This window comes from Helicobacter sp. MIT 01-3238, from assembly GCF_003364135.1.
In the GTDB taxonomy this organism is placed as follows: domain Bacteria; phylum Campylobacterota; class Campylobacteria; order Campylobacterales; family Helicobacteraceae; genus Helicobacter_B.
Genome location: NZ_NXLN01000012.1, coordinates 23,405 through 45,959, shown reverse-complemented (window position 1 = coordinate 45,959; position 22,555 = coordinate 23,405). Strand labels below are relative to the sequence as shown.

The window sequence follows — 22,555 nt, the reverse complement described above, 5'->3', positions numbered from 1 at the left end:
TTGTTGCTCTAGTTGCTTTGCTTTAGCCCATATTGTGAAGCAAATTTGATTTGTGTCTGCTTTTGCTTCGTTTCAAATTCAAGCAAAGCAATTCAAAAACCACAAACAATCCACGACAAATCTCATAAATAATCTCGTCCTTAGGCATTGCATAAGATTCCATTTTTGCTATAATTTTGTGCGAATAAAACCACAAAATACCAAAACCGCCAAACTTGGTGCAAAAACCTTGATACAAACACTTGACACAAAAGCAAAATATGAATCCAAAAACACGAGTGAGATGACAGATGAAAGCCCTCTCAAGCATTTATTTTAAGATTTTCTTTCTTTTTTTGAGTGCGATAATCGTAGCAATAGCACTTGCTTATGAGATAGACAAAAGTTTTCACAATAGCGAAATCTCTCGCTCAAAAATAGAGATATTTTACCTTATCAACTCTATGACGCCAAATATCGTTATGGGGGATTTCGCCACTGCCAAAGTGCTAGCAGAGCAGTTTGGATTCTATGAGCTAAATAGCCTGCCAAATGGATATGCCACGCTATATCAAAGCACAAATGATATGGTGCACTCTATGATTTTTAGCACCAAAGAAATGCTGGGATTTGAGCTAGAATACGAGGAATTCCACACGATTGTTTCTCGCCCTATATCTTATGGCGTGGTTATGGGCAATGATTTTTTGTTTTTTTGCGTGGTTTTTGTGGGGATTTTGGTTTTGCTTGGGATAGTGGTTTTGCGCTTGCTACGCCCACTTCGCAAGCTAAAAAAATCGCTAAAATCATTTAATGCAGAAATATCTAGCAATGTGTTTGAAGCAAATGCGCAAAAAGATGAGATAAGTGCGCTTATTGCTATGCTTAATGAGATGAGTGAACAAATCGTGCGTATGCTAAAGTCGCGTGAGCTTATCCTAAAAAGTCTAGGACACGAGCTAAAAACGCCACTAACCAAAATGAGGCTATTTATCGAAGTGTCTCAAAAAGAATATCCCTATATGCAAAAGCTACTACCACACATAAGTGGGCTAAGAGGGCTTATAGATAATATATTGGAGCTAGAGCGACTAAATAGTGGCAAAATACAGCTACAATCAAGCAGATTTTTTGCTGAAACGCTTGTATTTGAAACGCTAAAAAACTTCAATGAGGAAGAAGAAAAAATACGCCTAGAGATGATAGAAAATTTCCCTATACAAGGCGATTTGGAGCTGCTTGCAAGGGCATTGCGCAATCTTATCGAAAACGCACTTAAATACAATGAATCCCCCTATATAAAAATCATCATCGGCGATGAGCTATGCGCTCAAAGCGCGACATTAGCCCAAAATCAAGAAACAAAAAACGACAAAACAACAAACAAGCTAGTGGGCTGGGGAAATATGAACTATACTCTTGCGCTAGAACTAGAGCCCCTGCAGGATTCTATCGCTTCTCCCACGCTAAAAAACGCCCTCAAAAGCACGCTAAATCTGCCAAAATGTATCTCTGTGGTAAGCAAATCCCCTCCGCTAACCCACCCACTGCATCACTACACCGAGCCATTTGTCCGAGATGATGTCCACAATGCCTTGCCCGGACACGGACTTGGGCTATCAATCGTTAGCGATATTTTGGCATTGCACGGATATTGTTTGCAATACAGCTACCACAATCAAAGGCATTATTTTTCTATGGTGATTGCTTAAGTAGTGTTTTGGATTTTTTGGCTTAGACTTGATTTTGGGCTTTATCGTGGTTTATCGCGCCTTTTTATGCTTTTGACTAGATTTTGGAAATCTTAGTTGGCATTTTCGCTATTTTGTCTACTCTGGCTACTTTTTACACTTTTGCTACTCTTAGACACTCTCAAAAAGGCTTTAGCGCATTAGAATCTATAAGGCTTTGGATTTGGCTTAGGGTTTTGTCAATGATTTTGGCGCAGTGCTTTTGTGTGAGGAGGGACTTTTCTTTGGGGATTATGGTGTAGAGTTTGTCTTGTGTAGCCCACCTAGTCGTGTCTTTGCGTGAGTATAGCCCTATGGTTTTTATCCCTAGATTTGAAGCTAGGTGAATAGTGCCTGTGCTTGGGCTTATAAGCAGACTTTGGAAGCCTAAAAGTGCGATTAGGTTTGATAGTGTGTTGTCGTTTTGGTAGATAAAGAGTTTGGATTTTTGTGCTTGTAGTTCGCGGTGGCTCTGCACTTGGGACATAAACTCATTATGCACACTAGGAAAAGTGATGAGAAGCACACAGACATTTGGCAGTGCTAAGACTTTAGATATAAGCTCCAAAAACGCTTCCAAAGGCAGAGTGTGCGTGGCAGCATTGCTAAATGGATTTATACAGATGATAAAGGGGTGTGGTAGGTTGTGGGTGATATGTGGAAGTTTTGTGCAAGTGGGATTTGTAGGTGTATTGATTTGCAATGTCTTGTTTTGCAAATCTTTTATGTAGTTTTCTACGCGCTCTCTCAAAAAAGATTGCGCGATTTTTGGATTTGGTGCTTTTAGTTTTATCTCATCTTTTATGATAGTATCTAGCTGCTCCATTTTGCGCTCAAAATCTATTATGCAGCGAGATTTTTGCTTATAGTGTTGCCCCCCCCCCGCTAGAGCACAAGGATTTGGGTGTGCTAAGTTAAACATTTGCCAACTAGCACTTGCTAAATCGCTATTTGCAAAATTGTTGTCTGCTAAATCGTTGCTTGCCAAATCTGCTAGATTCTGCGCTCTATCGATAGAATTAGCAACAAAGCTATCAAATGCTTTTTTATCTACAATCCTAACAAGTGCGCAAAGAGCATTATCTGCGCGTAGTTTGCGATATAGTAGGAAAAATGCAAGTGGCGGACATTTTGCTTTAGCGCAAAAAAGTGATGGGAATTTAAGCGGTGTGATGATAGGTGTGTCAAGTTTGGATAAAAGCCTGATATAGTGCGCTTTTGGGTTTGTGAGGATAAAATAATCGCATTTATGATAAGCAACTATGGGCAAAGACTCCTCGCACAAATGCGAAATATCCACCACCAAATCCGTGCTATCTAAAAAATCCACAAAGTTTAGGATTTGCTTAAAGAGGGCATTGCCAAAGATGATAAGCCTGCAATTATAAGCCCTTTTGGCAAGGTAGAGGGATTTTAGTAGCATTAGGTTATCTCCAAGTCCATAGTGGTGCAAAAAGCCTAGAGTCAGCTTAGAGGGCATAGTGGGCGACATAGTGGATTGTCGTTTTTCACTCATAAAAATCCTTAAAAAAGCAAAATCTTAAAAACGCGCAATTATAGCAAAAACACCTAAAATCTAGCCACCACAAAATCCGCGCAAAATGCCTACAAAAGCCACCAAAATCAAAAAAAATGTCGTGTATTATCTTTTTTTGAGTAGAATTTTAGCGCAATTTTTGCGATTGCATAATATGCGCAATTATTGCTAGCAAATAGTGCAACTATTTGCAAATCTAAATGGATTAAAGGAGAAAAAATGGCACTTTATGACAGAAACATAAACACAAACAACGCGACTTTGGAGGGAAATATCGCTTATGCTGATGAAAGCGCACTTGTAAATTTCGTAAAGACAACTTATAAATTCTTTGGTGCGAGTTTGCTTTTAGCGACTATCGGTGCGCTTGTAGGATTTCAAAATTTTGCATTTGTGCTAGAGTATCGCATCGGTATCTTTATCGCTGAAATCGTTGCGCTAATCGCGCTATTTTTCTTGCGTGCAAAACCTGCGGTAAATGTAGCACTGCTTTTTGCATTTACTTTCTTAAGCGGTGTAGCACTCGTACCCTTGCTAGGATATGTGATTTCTCGCTCTGGCTTGGGCGCAGTGTGGCAAGCACTTGGTATGACGACTATCGTTTTTGGTGTGATGAGTATTTTTGCACTAAAAACCAAAAAAGACTTGGCAAATATGGGCAAAATGCTTTTTATCTCGCTTATTGTCGTGCTTGTATGTTCGCTAGTAAATGTATTTTTCCTAAATAGCACACCATTTCAAGCACTAATCGCTGGGGCTTGCGTGATTTTGTTTAGCCTATATGTCGCGTATGACACCCAAAACATCGTGCGAGGGCTTTATGATAGTCCTGTGCTAGCAGCTGTAAATCTATATTTAGATTTCCTAAATATCTTTATCAGCCTTTTGCAGCTTATCGGCATACTCGGTGGCAATGATGACTAAAGAGGACTTAATTTAGGCTTTTTAGATTCTAGTTAGAATCTATTTTGTTGGCTAGGTTTATGGCATTTGTGCTTTAAGCCTAGCCTTTTTATTTGGGCAAAAATTTGGGGGATAAATATTTTTTCAAATGTTTATTGAGGTGGGGGAAAAGCAAAATCTATATTTTGTCGATTTTTTCTACCCCATTTGCCACAAGCAATGCAAAATCTTTTGCGATTCTTGCGTTTTTGCTACCCATTTTTGCAGCGAAATTTAATGCTTTTTGCCTAGCGATTTTGGAGGCTTCATCTAGCTGCTGTGCCCTTAAATCTAGCTTTTTTACTCCCTTTATATTTGCCAAATACTCCTCCACACACGCCAAATACTCACTTGTCCCAAAATCATAAAATCCAATCTGTAATCCAAACCTATCACTAAAGCTAAGCTCCTCTTGGACTATGCTATGCTCTGGACTATGGTCTGCGCCCGCATTTTCTATGAGTTTGCGGATATTTGAAGTGGCATAAAGCAGGATATTTTTTGCCCTCCTTTCTAGCGAGCCCTCAAGCACGCTTTTGATACTTTTATACTCGCTTTGCCCTATGCGGAAGCTCAAATCATCGCAAAAAATAATAAACTTATATGGCTTAGTGCGCAGGCTATCAAAAAGCAGTGGTAAGAGCAAAATGTCCTTGCTATCAAGCTCTATGACACGCAATGTGGTAGATTGGCTTAGAGTGCTGTGGCTTATTTTTGTGGCTTTTGTGTTATCAAGGCTTTGAGGTGTTTTAGCCTCCCAAATCCCCAAAAACTCACCTAGCACACGCTTCACACAAGAGCTTTTCCCACAGCCCCTAGCACCCCACGCAAGCACATTTAGCGCGTCTTTGCCTGATAAAAAGCTAGCTGTGTTTGCCCTCAAAATCCCTAGCTGCTCATCTAGCCCAAGCAGATTTTCTACCCTATCAAAATCCACAATCCTATGTAGGTAGCAAACACCCTCAAACCTCCGCAAAGCAAATGCTTTTGCCTCCTCAAAATCCACTTCCTCAAAACTATTTAGAGAGAAAAACTCCATAAAGCACCTCCGCTTCCAAATTACCCACAATTTTTCTTAGATTTTAGGGCTTTTTATTGGGCAGGCTTCAAATCCTCTCACAAACTCTAACAAATCCTGCCAAAATTTATCAAAATCCTGCCCCACAAAAACAAAATTTGCAAAACAACTTGCAAAAACCATAGCTTACAAAATATTACAAAATCTAGCTTGCAAAACGCAAAATCTAGCCTTTGCAAAATCCCTACTGCGAAAAATCCACCAAAATCATACCCAAAAAAATCTCTTTTGGAATGTTTTGCTTTGGAGTGCTGCCCAAACTAGAATCTAGCGCAAAATCCCCATACCCTAGCAAACTCTCTAAGATATATCCGCTGATTTTACGCCCACCGAAATCATACTCCACCTTAGCCCAGATTCCACCTATTTGGCTTGCCATTTGCCCTGATTGTAGTGCTTTTTGCGTGCTTAGCACATAGAGTTTGCGTCCTCTTGGTGCTTTTGCGCGTGAGGGAGATAGCTCGCTTGGCTCGCTTCGCACAAACGCGCTTGAAGCGATGACTTGGGCGGGCTTGCGTCCATCACTTGTTGTGGATTTTGTAGAATCTACTTTAGATTCCACTCTTTTAGATTCTGTGGATTTTGTGGATTCTACCGCGCTTGTTGCACCGTTTAAAAAATCTTTTTTAGCCTGCATTATTTCCAAACTAGAATCCACTGAAAAATCCCCATACCCTAGCAAACTCTCTAAGATATATCCGCTGATTTTACGCCCACCGAAATCATACTCCACCTTAGCCCAGATTCCACCTATTTGGCTTGCCATTTGCCCTGATTGCAGTGCTTTTTGCGTGCTTAGCACATAGAGTTTGCGCCCTCTTGGTGCTTTTGCGCGTGAGGGAGATAGCTCGCTTGGCTCGCTTCGCACAAACGCGCTTGAAGCGATGACTTGGGCAGGTTTTTTATTTGCTATGTTTTTTGTCTCGGGGGTTTTTGTAGTAGATATATCAGATTCTAGCGAGGCATAGCGTATCTTTTGCCATAGCGTATCCCAAAGCATATCAGGATAAGTAAAATCCGCTGTGGCGTTATTTGATTGTGTGTAGAATTCTACTCGGTAGAGATTGCCTGCTTTATCAATACTTGCTAGGGGATTTAGATTTTCTTTTTTTATGATGATTGTGGAGGATTTTGGGGTGGCTTTTTGCCCTACCACCTTTACTTGATAGCCTTTTTCGCTCCATTGCGTCCTATCAATCTCTAGTGATTCCCTCACTTTGATTACTTCGCCAAAGGATAGATTTTGCTTTTTGCTATCGACATTTGCCATTATTTGTATGCCTTTTGGCTTGGCAAACTCCACATACTTTGGCACTATTTTTGTCATAGCGTTGTTGCCGTATTTGAGGGTAAAGGAGTTGCCCTTTGGCAAAAGTCCTAAAATCTTAGCGCGAGAATCTAGCACTATTGCTTCAAATCTTTTGCCCGCAGGCAGTGGCAATCCCCTAATCTCATCTCGCAAATCAAAAAGCGGAAAAGGTGGCATACCCTCTATGCCAACGCGCAGATTTCTATCATATATGACTTTTCCCACCCCCTCCACACTTAGCTCAAAATCCCGCTCAAATCCTATACCCACCCGCTCAAGCAATGCCTCAATGGCAAGCAGATGATAATACACGCGTTCTTTGACATTTAGCGTCTTGCTAGCCTCGTTTGCAAAAGCGGCTTTGCCACCCTTTATCGCATAAAAGGTAAGGGCTTTTTGCATTTCTTTGTCTTCTTTTTGGGTTTTGGTATTGCGCACGCGGTATTCGTGTAGTGGCTTTAGGATTTTGGTATTTATACGCTTAGTGATATGTGTGGCTATCTCATTTAGCTCGCCAAATCTCACGCCCTCTAGCTTGTCTTGGTCGATTATGGTGCAGTTTCCCCATCGCTTCGGGCTTAGTAGCTCGCTTTGGTGTGTGTGGCGAAAAAACCCGCTACCATCGTGCAAATGTAAAATCACATCGACACTAGAATCATCAATGATAGATTTTACGCGATTTATGAGTGGGGCTTCGGGGTCTTTTGGAGAGAGTGTGGCAAATTTGCGATTCATATCATCATAAAGCCCTCGATGATTTAGAAGCATAGAGTGAGGGTTTATCACGGGGATAACCCACACGCCACCTTTTGTGATTTTGTAGTGATTTAGAAATACATTTGTGGCGTTAAACCCCCCGGGCTCATCTCCTTGAATCCCTCCTATGAGGAGCAATGTAGGTGCTTTGGCAAAATCGTCTTCCCCGCCTCTTTGCCCTTGCATTTTGATGAGGCTAAAATCTATGGGGTTTATCAGCTGTGTGCTACTAGGTGGGCTAGCAAAAGCTGTTGCGCAAAGCAAAATCAAAAAAACAAATAACCTCATCACTAATCCTTAAATAAAATCTAAAAAACATATATGGTAGTATATAAAAGCGTGAATTATATCGTAAGCTAAATAATAAAATCTCAAAGCCAAAACAAAAATATCGCCCACCAAAATGATACAAAAGACGCACATAAAAATCGCCAAGTAAAATCTGCCCAAAAAACCAAAATAAGCCACCAAAAAGGAACGACAAATGCTTCTAGCAAAACAAAGTCGCGCAAATATCACGGCACAAATATAGTGGCATAAAAGCGCGTAAAACTGCGTTTACTGCATTAAGGAGAAGCGATGCAAGAGGACAAAACCCCAAAAAACACAAGTCTTGGCACAAATCTTGGTAATAGTGGAAACAATATCATAGAAACTTTCAAAAAGCACATAAAAGAGCAAGGCATAGAGCCTGATATACTAGCTCAAAACGCCCTAAGCAACATACAAGCGATAAAATCAAATGCTAAACTGCCATTTCTAGCCGAGCGCAAAATCCGCAACTTCGGCGAAGACATAAAAAGCGCAAACGAACTCACAGGCGCACTCCAAACCTTACAAATCGCGTTTAAAAAGCTACTTTTCTTTGCAGATGAAATCTCGCAAGATAGCTCAAATCAAGCAAGAGGACAAGTCTATAAGCAGATAAAAGATAAAATCTCATCTACCACATTTATGGGAGATGTGCTATTTGACACGGTCTTAAGTGCAAAAATCGGTGGAAAAGAGATTTTGCTAGAGAATCCATCACCTATGCCACTGCTAGAATCTAGCAAAGCAAGTAGTGAGGGCGAGTGTGTGGATTTTGAAAATTTCAAAGACTATGTAAGTGAGAAACTGCTAGAAATCAATGAAACACTATCGCTCTTAAGCGAGGCAATATCACAAGCACAAATTTTTGATAAAGCCCAAGAATTTGATAGCTTTGATTCTAGCGCGTTTGAGAGATTTGACAAAAATATGTTTAAGAATTTAAAATAACCAAAGTTTGATACCCAAGTTTGCAAAATCTAGCTATGAGCGTTGCTTAAGGTGGTTGTAGATTTTGCAAATGTTTTTGTGTGGTGGTTTTTGTGGTTTTTGCTTTGTGCTTTTGTCGCGCAAGTGTGCTTAAAAATGTATTTGAAGCACACTTGCAATTAGGACTGTGGTGTGAGCTATTTGCTTAATTTTACTTACTTGCTACTTCTAACTTGCTTACGAATTTTTATGAACTTTCTCTAAGTGATTTTTACTGAACTATTTTGCTTGCAAAAAGGTTTGCTTAATTTTATTTCAAAAAAAAAGCGGTTTTTAAGTTTTTTTGCTTTATGATTTTGCATTTATTTTGCATATAATTCTTACTTTTCTTAAAAGCATAGAATAATTAAGAAAAACATAGTAAAAATGCAAAAAATGTGCAAAAATTGCTCATAAGTGTGCGTAAATATATGTGTGTGGAATGTGTAGAATGTGTAGAAAAAGGTTTTTTATGAAAAAAGTCCAAAAAGTGCTTTTGCTTGCAAGTGTAATGAGTGCATTTACAAATCAAGTGATATTTGCTAGTGAAGTTGCTAGCAGCGAGATTGCTAGCAGTGGGATTACTAGAGAGATTGTGCCCACTGATAACGAGAGAGAGAGAGAGAGAGAGAGAGAGAGTAACTCCCGCACAATCCCTACGAAGTCTTGGCAAGTGGATTCTAGCGATTCTATCAAATCAAAAAAGAGTGATTCTGCAATATATGATTCTAAAGCACAAGATTTTAGTGCGAAAAATGCAACATCACAAGATTTACGGGCAAAAGACTTAGGCAAAGTAGTTGCCAAAGGCTACAAGGACAATGGTGCTCAATCTAGAGAGCGATACCAAAGCAGTGCAGGGGAAATCTCACGCCGTGTGCTAGAATCTAGCCCAAGTGGCAATGGCGATATAGGCTCGATTCTAAGGATTTTGCCAAATGTTCAATATGACATTACCCAGCTACGAAGCACTACGCCCGGGGAAATCGACCCTGCCAAAATCTCTATAAGCGGAGGATTGCACTATCAAAATAGCTTCCAACTTGATGGAATGAATATGAATAATGACATAAATCCTATGGGAAGCACGGGGTATTATGGAGGGGCAAAGGGACATACACAGGGGCTAAATATCGACACTTCCTTGCTAGAATCTATCATCGTGCAAGATTCTAATATCAGTGCGAGCTATGGCGGGTTTAGCGGTGGGGTGGTAGAAGCAAACACTCGCAAGCCTAGCAAAAAATTTGGCGCAAGTATCAGCTATCAATTCACACAAGGTGATGCAAACCCTGCCAATGTATCGCTAACTACCTATCATCTAAACGAACAAACAGGGCTTCTCAACTTCATAAACTCTAGCTCTCAATCAAATCAGCCAATATTTACCAAGCACCTTATCCGCGCTAGCTTAGAATCCAAAATCAATGATAGATTTGGAATCCTTGCTAGCTTTTCAAGCACGCTTAGCTTCATACCACTTTGGTATAACTCGCTTTCTTACTTGCAAGCAGGAAACATACAGCCAAAAAAGCAAAATCAAAACCGACAATCTTATAATTATTTTTTCAAAAGCTATTATGATTTTACTCCAAATGTCCGCACGGAATTTACCTACTCTTATGCCCCACAAAACAATACTTATTTTATTTCAGGCACAAAAGATAATTTCTACACTTCTGTTTTGGGCGGACACCAAGTGGGCTTAAAGACAATGTGGGATAACACTTTGGGCACACTTACTCACACTCTAAGCTACTCGTATTTGGAGAATAGCACACAAACAAAGGGCTACACAAATCATCAATTTTGGTATATGAGTGAAGCAAAAAATTGGGATTATACTTGGGGAAGTGTAAGGCAAGGTGGACACGCCCCTTATGATTCTACACAGCATACGATAAGCAACAAAATCTTGCAAGATTTTACACCTTTTGAAATGCTAAAAACCACACATAGATTTTCTGTGGGCGCAGAAATCGCTTATCAATATGTCCAAAATCAAAATCCTAGATTGTATTATGCTAGCTCACACACTCCACGCCCTATGAATCAGCAAATGCAAGCTAGCTGTTTGGCAACTGATTTGGAGTGGTGCGACCCTACAAAAACAACCTATGTCTATACTTCTGCTGCTAGAAAATATGCTGAACCTGACACTTCAAAGGGCGAAACGCAGTATGATTCTTATCGTGTGAGTTCGCTAAATGATTTTGGCATAAGCGATGGTAGCACGAAAGTAAATGGATATGATACACAGATTTGGCAATATGGGCAGTGGGTAACAGGCTCTAGGGCATTACTAAAGGGTGGAGTAAGCCTAGATAATGTGCTAGGAGCGGTGTTTGCAGAAGATGACATTGGGATAGGGCTGGGGAAGCTTGGGCGATTAAGTGCAAGGCTAGGTGTGCGACTTGATGCGGACAGCTATATGGGTAAAGCCACCTTTGCGCCTAGATTTAGTGCTACTTATCAAGCCCCGCATAATGCCCTACAAAAGTATCATCACTTTGCTTCCCAAATCACTTTTGGTGCGAATCGCTACTATGGGCGAAATATCTTTGCTTATGCGCTAGCCGATGGAATGAATACATTGCTAAAATATATCACTCGAAGCGGACCTAACAAAAGCTTTGATGATATTTTGGCTCACCACCTTGCCACAGGTGAAGTTTGCAACCCAAATGAAGCAGATTATAGCTATGACTGCGTGTATCAAGTGGGACAAAACACCACCAAATTTAGCCAACTAAAAGTGCCTTATAGCGATGAGCTAATGATAGGAATGGCACAAAAAATATATGATTTCACACTTGGGGTAAAATACATTTATCGAATCGGCAAAGATGAAGTTCGTAGAAGCACTAGAGCACTAAGCGGTTTGCCTCTAGATTCTGCTTATCAAAGCAACTACTACATTTACACCAATGAGGGAAAAAGCAAGACAAATGTCTTAACGATTTCTTTTCAAAATGATAAGCCTATAATTCTAGGTGGAATCCAAAATTTTGTGCTTTTTGCTTATGACTACACAAATGTCGTGCGAAACTACACGGACTATACCGACACACTTAGCAATCTAGAGCTAGCAAATCAATGGATAAGCTGGGGTGGCAAAATAATCCGCTATGGCGATAAACCTGCTGAAAACTTTGTCCGTCCATATACGATACGACTAAATACAACAAGTGCTTTTGTGATTGGTAGATTTAAGTGGCTGTGGAATAACTTTTTACGCTATCGCTCTAGCTACAATGCTATGGCTGCTATCCCTGCAAGCTATGGTGGCAATACCCGCCGTGCACAGCCTGATAAAGTAAATGGCGTGTATGTGGATACTTTTCGTCCATTTCTGGTAAAAGGTGCGTTTAGCTGGGATATGCGACTAGGGTTTGAAGTGGATATATGGCGTGGCAAACGCATAAACAACACTTTGCAAGTCAATATAGATATTTATAATGTCCTAAATAACAAAAATATGGCAATCGCTTCTGCTAGTGGTGTGGTAGGAAGTGTTGCAGCTAGTGCTGTGCCTGTGTATGAAGTAGGCAGGCAGTTTTGGCTAGAAGTGGGGTATAAGTTTTAGCTTAGTGTGGGTAGATTTTATGTGGGTAGATTTTGTTGCTTGCAAGTGCGTATCAGTGCGTATCTTGGATTTAGATATTTGGATTTTAGGCATTTGGTATGAAATTTTCCAAATATGATTTTAATGCTTTGCCTACTTCTATCCACTCGCCGTTTTTGCCTTGAGCTAGCACTTCCCCACCACATAGCCCGCTAAATCTCCCTCCTATCCCGCGCTCTTGCAAGCTAATATTTTTGCCTATCTCTTCCCACCGCCAATCATACCGCTTGTGTGCCACCACCACGCAGGGAATCCCTAGCGCAATGGCAAGATGAGCAGGTGCAGAATCAATGCTTATGACAATATCAAGCCCACTCATCACTTTTGCAGTATCTAAAAAGTTTGCCAAATCATAGAATCTAATGCTAGTTTCTGCAAAATTTTCTATGCCATTTTTTGTGGGGCTTTCTGTGGTGTTTTTTGCGTCATTATTTGCGCTACTAATGTTTTTGGGGGCTTTTTGTGAAGTGTTGTGTGCGTTTTTTTCTTTGCTGATTTCTTGGGCGAATTTTTGCAAGAGTGATTCTGGCTGGAGGCAGTGTAGCTCCAAATCTATGCCCCTTTTGCCAAAGGATTTTCTAACCTCAAAAAGAATATCTAGTATAAAATCTAGCGGTATGGATTTGTCTTTGGCATTTGAAGAGCCTGAAGTAGAGGCAAAGAAAAAGCCCACTTTGAAAGTGCTAGCAGAATTGTTAATAGCTTTGTAGATAGTTTTATTGACTGCTTTATGGGCTACTTTGCAGGCATTGATTTGTGCATCTTGTGTGCTTTTAGCAAAAGATGATTCTATGTTTTTTTGGCTTTGCTTGTCTAAACTATTTTGATTTTGCTTGGTTTGATTTTTGCGTGGGATTATTCCTGCTAGGTAGTTTTGGTTTGTGCTAAAATCACTCAAAGACTCCACTCCTAAAATATATGCCAAGCTCATCGCACTCACGCAATAATCAAACTCTCTAAACTCACTCTCCACCACCTTATAACGCAAGGCAAAAAGGCTTTTTAGCTCATCTCTCACATACACATACACCGCTTCGCATTGGCATTTACTCTTTAGCGTGTCGATAAATCGCCCAAACATTATCATATCGCCAAGCCCCTGCTCCCCAAAAATCAGCACCTTTGTGCCTTTTAGTCTTTTTTGGAGTTCTTGTGGAGTGCCACTTAGGCTATGCAGGTAGTTTGGGAGGGCAAAAAGCTCTGAATTAAACGCATCGGCTTTATCTAGTGCCAATCGCTCCTCATATAGCTTAAATCCAAGCGAGAAGTTTTGCAGGCTTAGGGCTAGATGTGCGTAGTTTATCGCGCAAAGTGCGTTTGAATCCAAGCAATACGCACAGCCATATAAATAAAATGAAAGCATATTAAATCCAGCGTATCGTGCGGTGTTTGCGTAGTTGAAATAAAATTGTGAAATGTGCTGCTCGGGCTTGCTAGATTTGGTGTGTAGGTGGCTTTTGTATGAGGCGATTTTGCTTATGGTGTCATCTAGTGAGGGGGTTTTGTGGGTTTTTGGCATATTTGGCAAAATATTGCTTCTAAAGTAAGAATCTAGTGCGTCTTTGTCAAACTCCTCACCATCAATGCTAAGTGGCAAAAATCCGCATTCTTTGGCAAACCCAGACTCTAGCGCGGCATAGATAGCACACGCCTTTTTGCCCTCATCAATTTGGTTGTATAAAAAGGCTAGATTTAGTTTGGCATTTAGCGTGCCACATTGCTCATATAGTGCGATTGCTTGGGAGTATTGCTTATCTTTGGCGTGCAAGTTTGCTAGGTTGTATATGGCGTCTTTATCAAGTGGATTTAGCTCTATGGCGGTTTTGTATGCAATCTTTGCTTGACTAAGCAGTAGCCTTGCTTGAGGGTGTGGCGGTGTGGGTGGCTCATAAGGATTTATGAAGTATTGGGGGTTGGTAAGGGAATCTAGCTCTAGTGATTTTTGCAGGGGAGAGTCTAAAGACTGCGCTTGAGATTGCGTTTGTGTGGATAGAGAATCTTGCGTGCTAGATTTTGGGCTACTTTCTGTGCTACTTGGTGCAGGGCTTTGCTTGAAATCTTGGTTTTGGGCTTGTGTGTTATTTATTTGTTGTTCTTGTGATTTTTGTGGTGGTAGTTGCGCACTTTTGCGGTTTTGGGAGGTGGTAAGATTTGCTAGATTTGTCATTTTTGGCGAGTTGTTTTCTTTGGCTATATTTTTGGCATTTAGTAGCTCGGCTTGGGTGGTTAGCGCACGAGCGAGGTTATAATACACATCGCCATTTTTGCAAGGCACAAAGGCATTTAGGATTTCAATAGCACTAAGTGCATTGCCATTTTGTCGCAAAATCTCGGCTAGATTGAAAGCGATTTGTTCGTTATTGGGAGAGAGAGTTAGGGCGATTTGGAGGGATTCTATGGCGCGGGGGATATTTGCTAGATAGTATAGGCTCATACCGCAGATAAACCACACCTGCGGTGCGCTAGGATTTTCTTGCAAAAACGCCGTGCAAAGCGCAATGCAACGATTGAAATCTTTTGCTTCAAAAGTAGCGATAATCTCACTTGGAAGTGCATCTGTCGTGTTTGGAGTCTGTGTGGTGTTTTGCTTATTTTGCGTAGGGGCTTGTGTGAGGGATTGTAGTGGATTTTGGGCTAGATTTTTGTGGCTAGTCTTTGGAATCATAGAGCGTGTCTTAGTAGATTTTGTGTGTTTGGAGGGGGTTTTGTTTTGGCTAGATTTTTTTCTCATCACATAGCCTAAGCGCAGGGATTAGCCCAAACTTAAAAGCCTAAGATTGGTGCGTGCAAACCCCGCTTTTGTTTTATTTCTGTGTCTTGCGATATTCTAAAATCATCGCATACACTTCGTCTTTTAGGCGAAGTTTTTGTTTTTTTAGCACATCTATTTCAGTTGGCGAGAGTGGCTCTAAGCCGTTTTCGGCGTTTTGGATTTTTTGGTCTAAGTCATTGTGCTCATCAAAAATCTTTTCAAAATGCGCATCAGAGACTTTTAGCTTGCTGATTTCATCGCGGTATTCGTGGAACATTTGGGACTCCTTAGGGCTTTTTAGTATTTCTGCTTAAAGATACAAAATCGCTTAAGCACTAAGGGGGTATTCTACAAAAATTTTGCTAAGTTTGTCCTTAGTTTGTGGCTATCTCTTAGCAAATCTAGCAAATCCTAAGTAAAATCACAAAATGCTAGCAAAATCTTAGCCCTATCTCATCACTCATATCTTAGGGCTTTTATCGGGTCTTGCATAGAGGCTTTTTTGGCAGGTAGGTAGCCAAAGGCGATTCCCACAGCGGCAGATACACCAAACGCACCCAACGCCACAAGAGAATCAAACACAAAAGGAATATTTAGATAAAAACTCATAAAAAGTGCCACAAAAAATCCAAGCACAATCCCTATAATCCCACCCATCATCGAAATCACTACTGATTCGACTAGAAACTGCATAAGCACTTCGCTCTCTAGCGCACCGATAGCAAGCCTAGTGCCGATTTCGCGTGTGCGCTCTGTAACGGATACTAGCATAATATTCATAATCCCTATGCCACCTACAAGTAGGCTTACACCCGCTATACAGCTTAGAAAAAGTGTCATAGTCTTTGTGGTTTCTTCTTGTGTGCGTGCCATTTCTTTGGTATCCCAGATTTCAAACATCTCTCTTTGTCCCTCTTGTGGGGGGCGGATTTGGAGCATTATCTCACGCAGTCTTTGCGTGGCTTGAGTGCTGTCTATACCCTCTTTTAGCGAGATAGTGATGCTTTGGACAAAAAATAAACTACTTGAGCCAAAGACAAAGCTAGAGAATGCTTTTAGCGGCATTATGATGACATTATCTTGGTCATTTCCCATTCCGCCCTGCCCTTTTGATTCTAGGATTCCTATGATTTCGCACACGCTATCTTTTACGCGTATGCGCTTACCCAAAGGATTTTCCCCGCTAAATAGCTCTTTTATCGCGCTTGTGCCCATTAGGCATATTCGCGCTCCTTGTGTGTATTCTCTCTCATCTATGCCTCTTCCGCTTGAGATTTTCCATTGTGTCGCAGAAAAATACTCACTATCTACGCCTATGACTTGGATTTGGGCATTTCTCCCTCCATAGCGCACCAAAGATTCTTTCCAAACACTTGGAGCGACTGCACGCGCTTGGGTAAATTGCTTTTTTACCCTGCCTACTTCTTCAAGGCTAAAGTTTCGCTTCATAGCCACGCCACCACTCATAAACCCCCTCGCAGGTCGCACCATTATGATATTGCTCCCTAGACTTTGGATTTGCTTTTGGATATTTTCTTTGACTCCATTGCCGATAGCTATCATCACTATGACACTGCCAACACCGATGATGACACCAAGCATCGTAAGAAATGCACGCAAAAGATTGCGGCGGATTTGTTTAAAAGCTAGCAAAAAAGCATTTAGTATCATAATTTTGCCTTGTGTATTATGTATGTGTTATTTTTGGGTAGCGATTCGGGCTAAAATCTGTGCTAAAATCTGTAGTGGTAGATTTTTGGATTTTCTCAATGCGCTCAATACAATCAATGCCTTGCCTATCATCTCTTGCCTATTTTGGCGTGATATTATGTGCTTTGTTGCTATATTCTTGCTTGTCATCTAGCGATTTCTTTGTCATCTAGGATTTTGCCATCTAGGAAGTGAATCTCACGCGTGGCATAAGAAGCCATTTCACTTTCGTGCGTAACCATAAGGATAGTTATCCCAAAGTCTTTGTTTAACTCGCACAAAAGCTGCATTATCTCCACACTTCGCTTTGAATCAAGGTTTCCTGTGGGCTCATCTGCGATGAGAAATGAGGGCGAGCTAGCGATAGCTCGTGCGATAGCTACGCGCTGCTGCTGCCCTCCGCTTAGCTCATTGCTAGAGTGGTGTGCCCACGAGCTAAGCCCGACTTTTTGGAGTGCGTCCATAGCGATTCTCTCTCGCTCTGCTTTATCTACACCTCGATATAGCAAGGGAAGCTCGACATTTTCTAGCGCGGAAGTTCGCGATAGGAGATTGAACCCTTGAAAGATAAATCCTATATAAAATCTACGCAAATAAGCCCTTTGCGTGCGGTTTAGCGCACTTACTTCTACGCCGTTAAAAAAATATTTGCCACTTGTTGGGGAATCTAAACAGCCCAAAATATTTGCCATAGTGGATTTGCCAGAGCCAGATGGCCCCATCATCGCTACAAAATCTCCCTTTTTTATTTCCAAATCCACTCCGCGCAGTGCTTGATAGCCTGCATCATAGGTTTTGTGAATGTCTTGCAAAGAGATGAAACTCATTTTTTGCCTTATGGTTTTGTTTATTAAGATTTTATTATTTTTTGGACTTGGCTTGAGAGGAGAGAATCACTTGAGTATCCTTTGGCAAAATCGGGCTTATGATATGGACATTTGTGCCGTCATTTATGCCTACTTCGACTTCTAGTGGCTGTGGCTTGCCATCTTTTAGGATATAGATTGTTTTGCCCATTTTTTTGGACTTTGTGATATTGCTTCGTGGTGGGCGAGGCATATTTCCACCAAAAGAAAATGCTTTTTTTGCTTGCTCTTTCTCACGCGGTGGCTCAAAGTATAGTGCGCCCACAGGAATACTTTGGGCGTCTTTTTGGGTTTCTACGCGAATATTTGCGCTAGCACTCATACCCGGTCGCAGTAGCAAAGATTTGTTATCCACCAAGATTTTTGTCTCATAGCTTACGATATTATTGGTGCTATCCTCTACCGAAGCGTAGCTCACTCTATCGACAAGTGCGCTAAACTCTACATCTGGATACGCATCGACAAAAAATCTAACTTCTTGTCCTTTTTTGACTTTGCCTATGTCAGATTCTGCGACATTTACCACAAGGCTCATCATCTCTATGCTTTTTGCCAGCTTAAAAAGCGTAGGTGCTTGGAAATTTGCCGCCACAGTCTGCCCCGCATCGACACTTCGCTCTAGCACGATTCCATTTATGGGGCTAATGATAATCGCATTTCGCAAGTCAATTTCAGAGCTTCTCACATCAGATTCTATATTTGCTATATTTGAAGCATTGACGCGCAAAGTGCTTTTGGCTGTTTCATATTCGATTTGAGCGGTTTTTAGCTCTAGTTGCGAGGGGGATTTGCCTCCTGTGCGCTCATATAGCTCTTTTAGGCGATTGTAGTTCCACTCATTTTTTGCTAGTGTGTTTTTGGATAGCTCGTATTGTGAGCGGGCAGAAGCTAGGTTTGCCTTGTATTTGGCTAGAGTTTGATTTAGCTTTTCGGGGTCGATTTTTGCTAGCACTTGCCCTTGTGTAACCTCATCGTTTATGTCGACATACACAGCTTCTATGCGCCCAGAGATTTGAGAGCCTACCTCGACTGTGTCGGTAGGAGAGAGAGTGCCTGTGGCGGATACGACTTGGGTTATGGTGAGATTGGTAGGGGGTGCGGTGGGGTAGGAATATGACTGCTTGGGCGAGAAAAACAGCACAAAAACAAGCAAAGCAACTAGCACTCCTACAAGCAGTGCAAGGGAGGTAAAAAATTTGGGGGATTTTTTGGGTGGATTTAGTCTTGCGTAAATCTCTTGAGCACTCAAGGCATTACTCCTTAATGTGGATTTTGGTTATGGATTTAATTTTGGGCAAATAAAACTTACTTGCAATGATTTTTGGGGAAATAAATTTTGGCATTGCTTTGTCATTGCCTTTGTATTGTAGGATTTTTGTGTGAAATAAAGATAAAATCCTAGCGACATAAAAACTAGCACAAATACTACCATAACTACACTAGCAAAAACCTAGCCAAATACACAATCTAGTGCGACATTTTCGACATATCAATAAAGATTTTATGCTAGAATTTCACACAATTTTATTCACACAACTCTACTTGGTAAGGAAAAAATATGCTTCGGTTTGCGCCCTCCCCCACAGGCGATATGCACATCGGCAATCTTAGGGCTGCGATTTTTAACTATATCTTGGCAAAACAGCGCAATGAGCGGTTTTTGCTTCGCATTGAGGACACGGATTTTGCAAGAAATATAGAGGGCAAAGACAAAGAAATCTGCTCCTTGCTAACACTTTTTGGACTGCAATGGGATAGCCTCGTGTATCAGAGCGAAAATTTCCCTCGTCATCAGCAGTTTGCAGACTTGCTACTAAAGCAAGGCAAGGCTTTTTATTGCTATTGCTCAAAAGAGTTTTTAGAAAACAAAAAGCAAGAAGCTATCGATTCTAAGAGGGCATTTCGCTATGATGATGCGTGGGCAGAGTGTGAAAAAAGCGATGGCAAAACTCCTGTGGTGCGACTTCGCGGGGCGCAAAAGCCTATCACTTACATAGACAACATAAAAGGGAAGCTAGAGTTTTTGCCAAATGAGCTAGATAGCTTTGTGATATTGCGCGAAGATGGCGTGCCAACTTATAATTTCGCGTGTGCGTGCGATGATATGCTCTATGACATTAGCTATGTGGTGCGCGGGGAAGACCACACAAGCAACACCCCAAAGCAGATTCTTATCCACAAAGCACTGGGCTATGACAAAGACATAGCTTTTGCGCATCTGCCTATTATCCTAAATGATAGTGGCAAAAAGATGAGCAAAAGGGACTCTGCTTCAAGTGTGGCGTGGCTGCTTGATGAGGGGTTTTTGCCAAGTGCGATTAGCAACTACCTAATCGCTATGGGCAATCACACGCCTTGTGAGATATTTACGCTAGAGGAGGCAATAGAGTGGTTTGACATAGCAAAAGTAGCAAAATCCCCCGTGCGCTTTGACATAGCAAAGCTTAGATTTATCAATCACGCGCATTTATCGCGCTTAAGCGAGGATAAAATCGCGCTTTTGCTAGAATCTAGCAAGCAATATGCTAGCCAAATAGGTGCGCTTGGCAAAATCTACTTAGAAGAAGCAAGCACGCTAAATGAACTAAGGGCAAAAATAAACGCGCTTTTAGAGCCAAAAGACATTGGGGCTAGCTATGAGGGGTGTGATTTTAGCAAGCAGTGTGAAAAGCTGTTTGAGGTTTTGAGCCAAGTGGCAAAAAATCCGCCAAGTAGCTATGAGGAGTTTAAATCTATCGCAATAAAGCAAAGCGAGCTAAAAGGCAAGGAGTTTTTTAAGCCTCTTAGGATTTTGCTTACAGGGGCAAGCCACGGACCAGATATAAGTGCTATGTATCCACATTTGCGTGAGATACTGCCATATATTTTGCGCAAGAAATAACAAAAAAATAAAAAGGAGAGAAAATGAGTGTGTTGCTAGGTGCGATTGGCACAGGATTGCATTTGATGATTAGCGCGTATATGTGGGTGATTATCATCGCTGTGCTACTCTCTTGGGTGCGTCCAGACCCGTATAATCCTATCGTGCAAGTGCTAAACCGACTAAGTGCGCCACTGCTTATGTGGGCGCGGGAAAAAATGCCATTTTTAGTCATAAATGGTATTGATATTTCGCCTATCGCTGTTATCATCGGCTTGCAAGTGCTTGACAAAGTCATAGTCCATACGCTTGGCGTGCTGTGATAGCAGAATTGGATTATTGCTATATTTTAGGAATTATTATGCGGATTTTTTGGGTGGTTTTTGGTGTGGTGTTTTTTGGATTTTGCCAAGTGGCTAGCTGTGCTCCGCTACTAAGCCTAAAAGAGCTACAAACCAAGCCAAAAGGCGTAGCAAGGGATTTTTATATTTGGGAATTTATAACCCACAAAGACACAAGTCTAAAAGATTCTTTGGAAGCCTACAAACTCGTATATAACGAAATCCCAAAGCTAAAAGCTGCCCTAGAAAAAAAGGGCTTTCACGCGCAAATGCCAAAAAACATAGCCTGCTCTAAGCTAGCTTATGAAAATCTAAAAAACAAAGACGCCCAATGTATTGCCTACGCCCTGCGACTAGGTGCAGTGCCAGCTATGAGCCAAGCCCAAGTGGATTTTTTTGTCTCTAAGCTAAAAGCCTCTCACCCAAACATAGTCCAAAAAATCCAAATCCTAAGAAGCAAAGACATAAAAGAATCAATGCTAAATGCTAGCGCACAAATCTTTTCTGAAGTATATAACTCGCTAAGCTACAATCAAAGAGCGCAGATTTTTGGCACACCTACCAAGCCAGAATCACTAAAAATCCTAGCAAATGCCAATCGATATAGCTTCAATAGAATCTTGCAAAATGTGATTTTGGATGGCGGGTTTTTGGAGTTTAAAAAAAGCATTTCTAAGGCGGATTTGAGCGGGATAAAAGACGCAAATACGCTATTTCTGCTAGGTATAAATGAAGTCCGCATAGGCACAAAAGATAAAGCAATGAAGTATTTTGCGCTTTCACGCACAAATGCCGCAGACCCATTTTTCCGCGATAGGGCGATATTTTGGCAGTATCTGCTAAGTGATAATGTGGCGTTTTTAAATGATTTGCAAGCAAGCAAATATGCTGATATTTTCTCTATCTATGCCAATCAAAAGCTAAAAACCACGCCAAACTATCAAATCATCTCACACTTTGAAAATCTATCCACCACAAATCCAAAACTTGATATAAAAGACCCATTTGCGTGGCAGATTTTGCGTGATAATATGCCAAAGGAAAGCTCAAAGCTAAAAGCCATTGCAAAGGATTTTAGTTACGAGCTAACTATCCCTCATCTAGCGTTTGTAAATAACAGAATCAACAAATACTCCATAAACTACTTCATAATGCCATATACAGAAAATCTCAAGTGGCGTGATAACTCCCAAAAGGCTATGGCACTAGCCGTAGCAAAGCAAGAAAGCACATTTTTGCCAGCACTTGTGTCGCGCTCCTACGCGCTAGGAATGATGCAAATAATGCCTTTTAATGTCGAGCCATTTGCTCGCAAGCTAAAAAAAACGGATATTACGCTAGAATCTATGTTTGACCCTGTGATTGCTTATGAGTTTGGGAGAATGTATTTAGATGAGCTAAATAGGGAATTTTCTCATCCGCTTTTTAGTGCTTATGCTTACAATGGCGGACCGGGATTTTTGCGAAAGATACTTAGCAAAAAGCGTCTTTTTATCAAGTCTCGCAAATATGAGCCGTGGATTTCACTAGAGCTACTACCTGTGGAGGAAACGCGATTTTATGGTATGCGCGTGCTTGCAAACTATGTGATTTATCAGCAGATTTTGGGGACGGAAGTGGATATAGAATCCTTGCTAAAAAAGACACTTCGGTATTAGGTGTTTTGGGCTATAAGGCACTTATTTTTACAAATTTTGCAAGCAAATCTTGTGAAATTTATCGTAATTTGGATTTTGGGCTATAATTTGATAATGGCATAAAGCTATGCTAAAATGGCGCAATTTTACTAAAA

Annotated in this window: 17 protein-coding genes; 8 read left to right on the top strand and 9 right to left on the bottom strand. The window is 41.0% G+C overall.

Annotated features, from left to right (window positions below; all coding sequences use genetic code 11):
• The first annotated feature begins 52 nt into the window (after positions 1–52).
• Both CQA40_RS05500 and CQA40_RS05495 read left to right on the top strand, forming a co-directional pair.
• Complete coding sequence (locus tag CQA40_RS05500) at positions 53–319, top strand: hypothetical protein (protein ID WP_115519913.1); 267 nt, start codon at positions 53–55, stop codon at positions 317–319.
• The gene (locus tag CQA40_RS05495; RefSeq protein ID WP_115519912.1) at positions 291–1,691 is read left to right on the top strand and encodes a histidine kinase dimerization/phospho-acceptor domain-containing protein; all 1,401 of its coding nucleotides are present in this window, start codon (positions 291–293) and stop codon (positions 1,689–1,691) included. The genes CQA40_RS05500 and CQA40_RS05495 overlap by 29 nt, the downstream gene beginning before the upstream one ends.
• 160 nt (positions 1,692–1,851) lie before the next feature.
• Here the strand turns inward: CQA40_RS05495 and CQA40_RS05490 are convergent, their stop codons facing one another.
• Entirely contained in the window at positions 1,852–3,225 is a 1,374-nt protein-coding gene (locus CQA40_RS05490; protein WP_115519911.1) for a glycosyltransferase family 9 protein, read from the bottom strand.
• Positions 3,226–3,465: 240 nt separating this feature from the next.
• Between CQA40_RS05490 and CQA40_RS05485 the strand changes: the two genes are divergently transcribed.
• On the top strand, positions 3,466–4,170 hold the full coding sequence (locus CQA40_RS05485) for a Bax inhibitor-1/YccA family protein (RefSeq protein WP_115519910.1): 705 nt from the start codon (positions 3,466–3,468) through the stop codon (positions 4,168–4,170).
• A 157-nt stretch (positions 4,171–4,327) separates the two neighbouring features.
• Here the strand turns inward: CQA40_RS05485 and CQA40_RS05480 are convergent, their stop codons facing one another.
• Positions 4,328–5,227: a DUF815 domain-containing protein gene (locus CQA40_RS05480; protein WP_115519909.1), complete on the bottom strand. Its 900-nt coding sequence runs from the start codon at positions 5,225–5,227 to the stop codon at positions 4,328–4,330.
• Between the two features lie 223 nt (positions 5,228–5,450).
• Positions 5,451–7,619, bottom strand: a complete 2,169-nt coding sequence (locus tag CQA40_RS05475; RefSeq protein WP_258864474.1) for a M99 family carboxypeptidase catalytic domain-containing protein — start codon at positions 7,617–7,619, stop codon at positions 5,451–5,453.
• A gap of 291 nt (positions 7,620–7,910) precedes the next feature.
• On the opposite strand from CQA40_RS05475, the gene CQA40_RS05470 reads away from it, so the two are divergent.
• Together CQA40_RS05470 and CQA40_RS05465 are read left to right on the top strand one after the other, a co-directional pair.
• Positions 7,911–8,591: a flagellar FLiS export co-chaperone gene (locus CQA40_RS05470; protein WP_115519908.1), complete on the top strand. Its 681-nt coding sequence runs from the start codon at positions 7,911–7,913 to the stop codon at positions 8,589–8,591.
• A 490-nt stretch (positions 8,592–9,081) separates the two neighbouring features.
• Positions 9,082–12,195, top strand: a complete 3,114-nt coding sequence (locus CQA40_RS05465) for a Plug domain-containing protein (protein ID WP_181882845.1) — start codon at positions 9,082–9,084, stop codon at positions 12,193–12,195.
• An 85-nt stretch (positions 12,196–12,280) separates the two neighbouring features.
• On the opposite strand, the gene CQA40_RS05460 is transcribed toward CQA40_RS05465, so the two are convergent.
• The 6 genes from CQA40_RS05460 to CQA40_RS05440 all read right to left on the bottom strand — a co-directional run bounded on the left by CQA40_RS05460 (position 12,281) and on the right by CQA40_RS05440 (position 18,811).
• Complete coding sequence (locus CQA40_RS05460; RefSeq protein ID WP_115519906.1) at positions 12,281–14,965, bottom strand: tetratricopeptide repeat protein; 2,685 nt, start codon at positions 14,963–14,965, stop codon at positions 12,281–12,283.
• A 73-nt stretch (positions 14,966–15,038) separates the two neighbouring features.
• Positions 15,039–15,263 carry a YdcH family protein gene (locus CQA40_RS05455; protein ID WP_023928248.1) on the bottom strand — a complete coding sequence of 75 codons (225 nt, stop codon included), beginning with the start codon at positions 15,261–15,263 and terminating at the stop codon, positions 15,039–15,041.
• Between the two features lie 179 nt (positions 15,264–15,442).
• Positions 15,443–16,657, bottom strand: a complete 1,215-nt coding sequence (locus CQA40_RS05450; protein WP_115519905.1) for an ABC transporter permease — start codon at positions 16,655–16,657, stop codon at positions 15,443–15,445.
• A 27-nt stretch (positions 16,658–16,684) separates the two neighbouring features.
• The gene (locus CQA40_RS11105; protein WP_181882844.1) at positions 16,685–16,846 is read right to left on the bottom strand and encodes a hypothetical protein; all 162 of its coding nucleotides are present in this window, start codon (positions 16,844–16,846) and stop codon (positions 16,685–16,687) included.
• Positions 16,843–17,523 (bottom strand): ABC transporter ATP-binding protein, encoded by a 681-nt coding sequence (locus CQA40_RS05445; RefSeq protein WP_115519904.1) that lies wholly within the window; start codon positions 17,521–17,523, stop codon positions 16,843–16,845. Before CQA40_RS05445 ends, CQA40_RS11105 begins: the two co-directional genes overlap by 4 nt.
• Before the next feature lie 34 nt (positions 17,524–17,557).
• Entirely contained in the window at positions 17,558–18,811 is a 1,254-nt protein-coding gene (locus tag CQA40_RS05440) for an efflux RND transporter periplasmic adaptor subunit (RefSeq protein WP_115519903.1), read from the bottom strand.
• 309 nt (positions 18,812–19,120) lie between these two features.
• Here CQA40_RS05440 and gltX point away from each other — a divergent pair, with 309 nt between their 5' ends.
• From gltX to CQA40_RS05425, 3 genes are read left to right on the top strand one after another with little or no spacing between them, the layout of a single operon-like run.
• Entirely contained in the window at positions 19,121–20,443 is a 1,323-nt protein-coding gene (gene gltX, locus CQA40_RS05435; protein WP_115519902.1) for a glutamate--tRNA ligase, read from the top strand.
• Between the two features lie 23 nt (positions 20,444–20,466).
• Positions 20,467–20,745, top strand: coding sequence for a YggT family protein (locus CQA40_RS05430; RefSeq protein WP_023928243.1), 279 nt, complete (start codon positions 20,467–20,469; stop codon positions 20,743–20,745).
• A gap of 38 nt (positions 20,746–20,783) precedes the next feature.
• A complete protein-coding gene (locus CQA40_RS05425; protein WP_115519901.1) occupies positions 20,784–22,421 on the top strand; it encodes a lytic transglycosylase domain-containing protein in 1,638 nt (545 codons plus the stop codon).
• Positions 22,422–22,555: the final 134 nt, after the last annotated feature.